Genomic DNA, 7,278 nt, shown 5'->3' with positions numbered 1-7,278 from the left:
GCGGTCCGGGCCCCGCCCGTGTGCGCTGCGGATGTCGGCGCCCGCCGCCCGGGCGCGCGCTACCGGGCGAGACGGCCGGGGCTCACGCCGCTCATCAGCGCCGGGAAGTAGCCGGAGAGGTATCCGCGCGACGTGGGGTGGAGGGAGTTCGGGTCGAACGGGTCCGCCGGGTCGAAGTGGATCCACGGATCCGCCGAGCCGAGGCCGTGCCCCTGGAAGCGTTGGGCGACGTCGACGAACACGGCGCCCTCCGCCTCCACGGCGCTCCTCAGGGCGGCGTTGAGCTGGTCCGTCAGGGCGTTCAGCTGCGCGGCGCGGGCCGCCGGCATCAGTGCGCTGTCCTCCTGGGCGTCGAAGAGCCGCGGGTAGCCGAACACCAGGATCGTTCCGTCCGTGGCCTCGTCGATGGTCGCGACCGTCTGCCCGGCCGACCGCGCCGCGGCGTCGATGGCCGTGGGCGCCTGGGCGAGCAGGGTGTCGCAGAGCGCGGGATGACCCAGCGCGGAGCACTGCAGCACGATCTGCGTCCAGCCGAGGTCGTTGCCCCCGAGGGTCAGGGTGACCAGGTCGGCCCCAGCCAGTGCGGCGCCGACGGCCGGGAGGCCGGCGAGCGCACGGATCTGGGTGGTGGTCGCCCCCGAGCAGGCCGCGTCCAGCCGCACGTCGAACCGGGGCCCGGCGTCGAGCTTGTCCACGTGGTCCGGGCCCTGGCCCTGGAGGCAGGGTCCGGGCAGCGGCAGGGCGGAGATGCCGCCCGTGCCGATGGCCGCGGAGTAGGAGTCGCCGAGGTTGACGACGCCGACCGTGCTCGGCGCCGCGGTGGCGGGGGAGACCGTGGCGCCCACGAGCGCGACGGCCGTGGCCACGGCGCCCGCCGTGCGCCGCAAGGAGAGAGAACGCATGGTGGAACCTTTCGGAGTGCGGACGGCGCCGTGCCGGTGCCGGGTGACCTGAACCTACCGTCGGCACGCCGTTCGCGATAGACACGCTTCGGCGTGATTCCGGTCCCGGCGTGGATGAGACTCCCGGCAGCCGGAACCCGAGCGCGACGGAACGGCGGCGCCGGGCGACGTGTCGGCGGGCCCCGCTACGATCGGCGCCATGAACGACCCCTCGACCGGGGGCACGACCCCCGAGCTCTTCGAGCTCCCGCGCGAGCGGAAGGAGCTCTCCCCGGGAGCCGTGCACGTCCCGGGATGGCTCTCCGTGGCCGAGCAGCGGGCGCTCGTGCGCAGGTGCCGGGAGTGGGCCACCGGGCCCGTGCCGCTGCGCCAGGTGGTGCTGCCGGGCGGCGGGCGGATGTCGGTGCGGTCCACGGTGCTCGGCCGGGGCCGCTCGCCCTACCGGCACCTCCGGGCCGGCGGGGGAGCGGACGCCCCGGACGTTCCGCCGTGGCTGGTCGAGCTGGGGCGCCGGGCCGTCCGTGAGCAGTGGGGGCCGGACACCCAGGAGGCCCGGGACTACCGACCGGACACCGCCCTGCTCAACTACTACGACGCGGCGGCCCGGATGGGCATGCACCAGGACCAGGACGAGGGCTGCGCCGCACCGATCGTCTCCCTGTCCCTCGGGGACGCCTGCGTCTTCCGCATCGGCAACACGGTGACCCGCGCCGCCCCCTACCAGGACGTGGAGCTGCGCAGCGGAGACCTGTTCGTCTTCGGCGGACCGACGCGTGAATAACAACAGTGTACGCAGGGACATGCACTCATGCCATCCAGTCACTAATTGCGCCGCAGGACTGAAATGGGGAGTATGGGCAGATGGATATCACCGCGAACGCTGACGACTTTGTCTCACGTCTTCACTATCTCCTGGCAACTGCTGAGAAGCCGGTGGCATTCGTGGTCGGATCAGGGATGACGCGAGGAACCGTCCCTGGAGTCGCGGACCTCCTGAGGTCCATGAGGGAAGCCCTCAACAACAAGCGCGACGAAAGACGTTTCGATGCTGCAATCGAAGGGACATCGGGGGGTGAAGCTTACCAGCGGGCAGCCCGATTCATTTTTAATAATCGCGGTCAAGGGTTTATCAACCGGATCGTAAGACTTGCCGTAATGAAGTCGTGCCCAGCAATAGGGCCGTCGCATGCAAGAGACCTGTCTATCGACGAGAACGCTCTATACAACCTCGAGATAACTCATGATTGGAATCTTGATCCCGGAGTGCGGGCATTGGGTCAAATGCTGGCAACTATGCCTGAAGGCATGATCGGCCCGGTTATCACTACAAATTTTGATCCGCATGTCGAAGTGGCAATTCGCCTGGCTGGAGGCAAGCCGAATACCCAATGGTTTGATGTTGACGGAGAGATCAAAGGTAGTGAGTCTAGCGACTCAGTCGATGTGGTGCATGTCCACGGACTCTGGCGCAAAGGGGATACCTTACATACCGTCCACCAGCTAACTCGTGAGCGCCCCATGTTGAGTGGGAGCCTGCGCGAAATGTTGCGTAATCATGAAGTGGTAATAATCGGGTACAGTGGTTGGTCCGACGCATTCTCAAATTCTTTGCTAGAGAGGGCAAAAGAGCGGCAATCTTTGGGAATGAACATTTTGTGGTGCACTTTCGGTCCTGCGGCCCACAGTGATCTACCTAAGCCGCTGTTTAGTGAAATGGCTCAGGGAAATTCAGCGGTCCTCTATGAAGGCGTAGACGCGAACAAAGAGTTGCCAAGATTACTGGGGATGTACCAAGAAAGCGTGGCAAATTCACTTGCACCCGCAGAGCTTTTCTTGAAGGGCTGGACGCGAGTGGGAAAGGAATTCGCTGAGGAGCACTCTTCGGGTCCACAACAAGATTTAGACACATCTAGGTTCTTCGAGGGTGCAGCGCCGAGCTGGCACGTCGCTTTTAATCCCAAAGTGCCGCGCCTAGCGCTTGCCCGCGAGTTGGAAAACTCTTTCGGTGAGCATGCAAAGATCATCACCGCTGGTATCGCCCCAATGGGCGAGGGTAAGTCTATGGCTCTCATGCAAGTCGTCACTTCTTTGGTTGGGCAGGAGGGCAATCATGTTTTCTGGAGAGAAGCTGGCGCGATCCTCGATGTCCAACGGATTTTAGAATGCGAAGTGCCGGACGGTCAGACTCTGATTCTGGCTACTGATGACGGCGACCTGTTGATCGATCAAATCAAAGATTTGGTAAGAGAGTGCGATATTACAGCACGGTCAAACATCCGGGTACTCCTCGTTGCGGCGGAGCGCGATTGGAGGAACGCTGGCGGATTTACGCATCTCAGGTCTAAGACCTACCTAGTTACGCCCGCGCCACTGCAAAAGGATGATGCCCAGGCTATCATTGACGCTTGGGCGGCAGTGGCCGGATTCGACCTGCAGGAAATCGCCAGTGTCCCATCGGGTGATAGAGCTGAGTACCTGAGGGTTTGTGCGGCGGACGACTATGCCGGCGAGCGTGGGTCCTTGATTGGGGGCATGTTGCGTGCACGATATGGGTCGCGCCTGAAAGAGCGGGTCTCGGACTTGTTGGATCGTTTGCGCAGAGTTGAGGTCGCCTCAGGGCTTTCCCTTGCGGATGCCTTCCTCATGATCTCAATATTGCATACTGCGCATAATCGCTCACATTATAGAAACGGTCCCCTATCTTTGCGTATTTTGGCGGCTGCTTTTCGTGTCCCTACTGGCCCTGCGGAGTTCATGATTCTTGAACCGCTCGGAAAAGAGGCCGCGGTCAGGCGTCACGACCAGGATGTGTGGATTCGCCATTCGGCGATTGCCGAGTCGGCTTTGGAGGCAAGCCGATCATACGATCCGAAGAAAGTCGGTGAGCTGATTAATAGGATGGTCCCGGTTGCGATCGGACTTGCGGAAGAGGGGCAAAGCCTGCCTGCGGACATCTATGCTGTGGCATACCTTTCGAGATCTCTGCCGTCAGGGGACGACGCAATAGAGGCAGGCAAGGCTGCGTGCCAAGCAGATCCTAATCGCCTGTCATACGTAACCAGCTTAATGTCCGCTTATCGTGATCACGGCAAGCACGAAGAAGCCTTGAAGCTTGCGGAGAGCGCCTGGCTCGATCGCTTAACTTGGGTGGATAAGCAGTCTTTTCCCGGGTTCTTGTTGGATTGGGGGACGGCGGCCGGTCAGTCGGGGGAACATGCTTTGAATGTGCTGGTCGATGCGGTGGCAGCCGTCACTGTTGCGCAATCGTTGGACAAGGAGGATTTGCCTCGGGCGTTGTTGGGCCTGGGTGTGGGGCTGAGGAATTTGCACCGACAAACCGGGAATGATGTTTACGGCGAAGCACTTTCTGGGGTGGTGACGCTTGTTGGCCAATTGGATCTCAGCGCGCGAGATGAAGGGTTTCTCAAGGCGCACGGCAAGTATTTGCGCACCAATAAAGTCGCCAATGTGCTGGACGACCTAAGGGCGGTAGCTGCCGTCAAATCTGCTATAGACGGAGTGCAAGAGAATCCGCCAAAAATCTTGAAGGCATACCTTGCAAGCAATCCCATAGACATCACTGGGGTGCTTGTGCCAATTGAAGAAAAGTAGTTGCCGCCTTTATTCCTGCGCGCCCCAGCGAAGTCATATCACGGTATTGTTCGGGATGCGGTGGCATGACTGCAGGCTCCGCCCTGAGGGCTGCTGGACGTCGGATGAACTCGCTGTTTCTCCCTTGGCCCCTCGTGGCCTCTAGCCGAACAGCGAGTCTACGTTCAGCGCGGTCGATCGGCGAAAGTGGTCTCGGTCGCAATCGTAGCGGCGCGTGTTCACGGTACCGACGTGGCCCAGGAGGCTCGGGAACGGTGCAACGTCATCTCGAGGGCGGCGGTCAGGAGCTGGGGCCAGGGGCGCAGGGAGTTTGGGGCGATCGTCTTGTCATTGCCGGCCCGCCTGGGGTGGGGGGCGAGGGTCTTGAGCACCTGGGGCTGGTCTCATGGTTCGGTGGCAGTCGTGGGGAGTGGTAGCCGGGCGGGGGTCCTTCGCGCTACGCGTTCCACGGCGTTCCGCGCTTCCGTCCCGGCACGGCGCCGCCGGAGCTCGGCATGCGGGGCGGGAGGCTCAACCTCACCCTGCGGATGGCCGGCCCGCCGGGTCGGTGAGGGCCGTGTCAGACTGGCGGCATGGAACTGCCCGACGCGCCGCCCGCCCTTCTGCTCGACCCCGCCGCGGTGGACGCCGAGGACGCCGGTGCCTACCGTTTGCTGGCCGCGGACATCGCCTCCGGGGTGGCCGTCGTGGCCGCCCGGCACCGGCTCCGCGACGTCGCGGCCACCGTCACGGGGTTCCTCGACGTGTCCTACGACCCGCCCACCATGCTCGTGTGCCTCTTCGAGGAGGGGCGGATCTGTGACGCGGTCGAGTCCACCGGGGCGTGGGCACTGTCCGTGCTGCGGCGGGACCAGGAGGGCATCGCCAACTGGCTCGCGAGCCCCGGCAACCCGGTGGAGGGACTCCTGGACCGGGTGCCGTTCCGCCGGGCCCCGCGGTCCGGGGCCCCGGTGCTGGAGGGGGCCCTCGCGTGGTTCGAGCTCGCCACCGTGGCCGTGCACACCGCGGCCACGCACCGGATCGTGGTGGGCGAGGTGACCGCGATGGGCCGGGGGGTGGCCGAGAGCGAGGCCGACGACCCGCTCGTGCACTACGCGCGCAGCTACCGGGGCGTGACGGGCTGACCTGGGGCACCGCACGGCGGCGCCTGTGCCAGACTGTTACGGCAGGTGTCCACGGGGCTCGCGCCGGCGGAATGCGTTCCCGCCCGTGCCGGTTCAGGTCGTAGCGTGGACGCGCGGGGTCAGCGGAGCGGCTCCGCTGCCACGGCCCACCACGGAAGGACTCTCATGGCGGCCCAGCCCCACGGACCCGGATCCCGTCGCGCGCCCGGTGGTCCGCAGACCGGCGGGACCCCGGACGAGCAGGCCCGGCTCAGCGCGGTCCCGCCCTCCGGGGCGCCGGCCGTACGCGCCGCCTCGGAGGTGGCGGATCTCGAGGTGCCCGCGGACCACCTGCGGGGCCTCGGCCACGTGGGCGAGGCGTTCAAGGCCGCGTTCGCCCACCACCCGGCCGGCGTGGCCATCATCACCGCCAGGGGGCCCGAGGGGCCCGTGGGTCTGACCGCGTCCTCGGTCTCCTCCGTGTCGGTGGACCCGCCGATCCTCGGCTTCTCGCTGCAGGCCAGGCAGGGCTCGGCAGCGCTGCTGGCGGAGGCAGAGTCCTTCCTGGTGCACCTGCTCGACGCCCACAACCTCGAGCTCGCGCGGTCCTTCGCCGTCTCGGGGGCCCCGCGCTTCGGCGAGGACATGCCGTGGGAGTACCTCGACACGGGGGAGCCCCGTCTCCTGGGCGTGAGCAGGGTGCTGCGAGCGGTGCCGCTCGCCCGGATCAAGGCGGGCCCGGCACTGGTCTTCAACGCAGCGGTGGTCGACGTCCTCGGCGACGAGGGCACGGGCGTCCCGCTCGTGTACCACCGCCGCCGGTTCCACGAGCTCAACGAGCGCTCCGCGCTGCACCCCGACGCCTGACCGCGCGCCCCGTGCCCGGCCGGTCCGCGCGGGTCCTTCCGGACGTGCCGCCGGGCACGGTGGAAGCGCGGGGCGGGGACTCTTCCGCCCTAGGTTGTTGACACATCACTAAGGCGTGCGTAGAGTAGTTGATGAAGCAACAAATTGCCCGTCATCACCCGAAGGAGAACACCATGTCCCAGCTCAACGGTCTCGTCCCCGGCTCCTGGACCTTCGACCCCGCCCACTCCGAGGTCGGCTTCACCGTCCGCCACGCCGGCATCTCCAAGGTCCGCGGCACCTTCCACGACGTCGACGCCCAGCTCGAGGTCGCCGAGCCCGTCGAGAACTCCACGCTGACCGCCACGGTCCGGATGGAGTCGATCGACACGAAGAACGCCGACCGCGACGGTCACGTGCGCGGCGCCGACTTCTTCGACGTCGAGACGTACCCGACCATGACCTTCACCTCGACCGCCGTGGCGTTCGAGGGTGAGCAGGGCACCATCACCGGTGAGCTCACGATCAAGGACGTCACCCGCACCGTCGAGCTCGACGCCGAGTTCAACGGCGTGGTCGTCGACGCATTCGGCGTGACCCGCGGCGGCTTCTCCGCCGAGACCGCGATCTCCCGCAAGGATTTCGGCATCACCTGGAACGCCGCCATGGAGGCCGGCGGGGTGCTCGTCTCGGACAAGGTCGTGATCACCCTCGACGTCGCCTTCACGGCACCGCAGGACGACCCGGCCGAGACCGTGGAGGGCCAGGAGTCCGTCTCGGCCTGACCCGGGCGCCGTTCCCGACGTCGTCGTGGC

6 protein-coding genes are annotated in these 7,278 nt (G+C 65.6%); 5 read left to right on the top strand and 1 reads right to left on the bottom strand.

From position 1 onward, the window contains the following. Window positions 1–59: 59 nt before the first annotated feature. The gene (locus ACH9EU_RS14505) at window positions 60–902 is read right to left on the bottom strand and encodes a GDSL-type esterase/lipase family protein (protein ID WP_396414624.1); all 843 of its coding nucleotides are present in this window, start codon (window positions 900–902) and stop codon (window positions 60–62) included. A gap of 199 nt (window positions 903–1,101) precedes the next feature. Between ACH9EU_RS14505 and ACH9EU_RS14500 the strand changes: the two genes are divergently transcribed. The 5 genes from ACH9EU_RS14500 to ACH9EU_RS14480 all read left to right on the top strand — a co-directional run bounded on the left by ACH9EU_RS14500 (window position 1,102) and on the right by ACH9EU_RS14480 (window position 7,248). Further along, window positions 1,102–1,683: an alpha-ketoglutarate-dependent dioxygenase AlkB gene (locus ACH9EU_RS14500; RefSeq protein WP_396414623.1), complete on the top strand. Its 582-nt coding sequence runs from the start codon at window positions 1,102–1,104 to the stop codon at window positions 1,681–1,683. Between the two features lie 80 nt (window positions 1,684–1,763). Further along, window positions 1,764–4,514 (top strand): P-loop NTPase, encoded by a 2,751-nt coding sequence (locus tag ACH9EU_RS14495; RefSeq protein WP_396414622.1) that lies wholly within the window; start codon window positions 1,764–1,766, stop codon window positions 4,512–4,514. A 572-nt stretch (window positions 4,515–5,086) separates the two neighbouring features. Continuing rightward, window positions 5,087–5,638, top strand: coding sequence for a flavin reductase (locus tag ACH9EU_RS14490; protein WP_396414621.1), 552 nt, complete (start codon window positions 5,087–5,089; stop codon window positions 5,636–5,638). Window positions 5,639–5,803: 165 nt separating this feature from the next. Then, window positions 5,804–6,484 (top strand): flavin reductase, encoded by a 681-nt coding sequence (locus ACH9EU_RS14485; protein WP_396414620.1) that lies wholly within the window; start codon window positions 5,804–5,806, stop codon window positions 6,482–6,484. Window positions 6,485–6,657: 173 nt separating this feature from the next. After that, on the top strand, window positions 6,658–7,248 hold the full coding sequence (locus tag ACH9EU_RS14480; protein ID WP_396414619.1) for a YceI family protein: 591 nt from the start codon (window positions 6,658–6,660) through the stop codon (window positions 7,246–7,248). Window positions 7,249–7,278: the final 30 nt, after the last annotated feature.

Source organism: Kocuria rhizosphaerae, assembly GCF_044462265.1.
Classification (GTDB): domain Bacteria; phylum Actinomycetota; class Actinomycetes; order Actinomycetales; family Micrococcaceae; genus Kocuria; species Kocuria rhizosphaerae.
This window is presented reverse-complemented; position numbering and strand designations above follow the sequence as displayed.

Coding starts and splice junctions, on each gene's coding strand:
- ACH9EU_RS14505 (WP_396414624.1), bottom strand. CDS start 902: ATGCGTTCTCTCTCCTTGCGGCGCACGGCGGGCGCCGTGGCCACGGCC.
- ACH9EU_RS14495 (WP_396414622.1), top strand. CDS start 1,764: ATGGATATCACCGCGAACGCTGACGACTTTGTCTCACGTCTTCACTAT.
- ACH9EU_RS14500 (WP_396414623.1), top strand. CDS start 1,102: ATGAACGACCCCTCGACCGGGGGCACGACCCCCGAGCTCTTCGAGCTC.
- ACH9EU_RS14490 (WP_396414621.1), top strand. CDS start 5,087: ATGGAACTGCCCGACGCGCCGCCCGCCCTTCTGCTCGACCCCGCCGCG.
- ACH9EU_RS14480 (WP_396414619.1), top strand. CDS start 6,658: ATGTCCCAGCTCAACGGTCTCGTCCCCGGCTCCTGGACCTTCGACCCC.
- ACH9EU_RS14485 (WP_396414620.1), top strand. CDS start 5,804: ATGGCGGCCCAGCCCCACGGACCCGGATCCCGTCGCGCGCCCGGTGGT.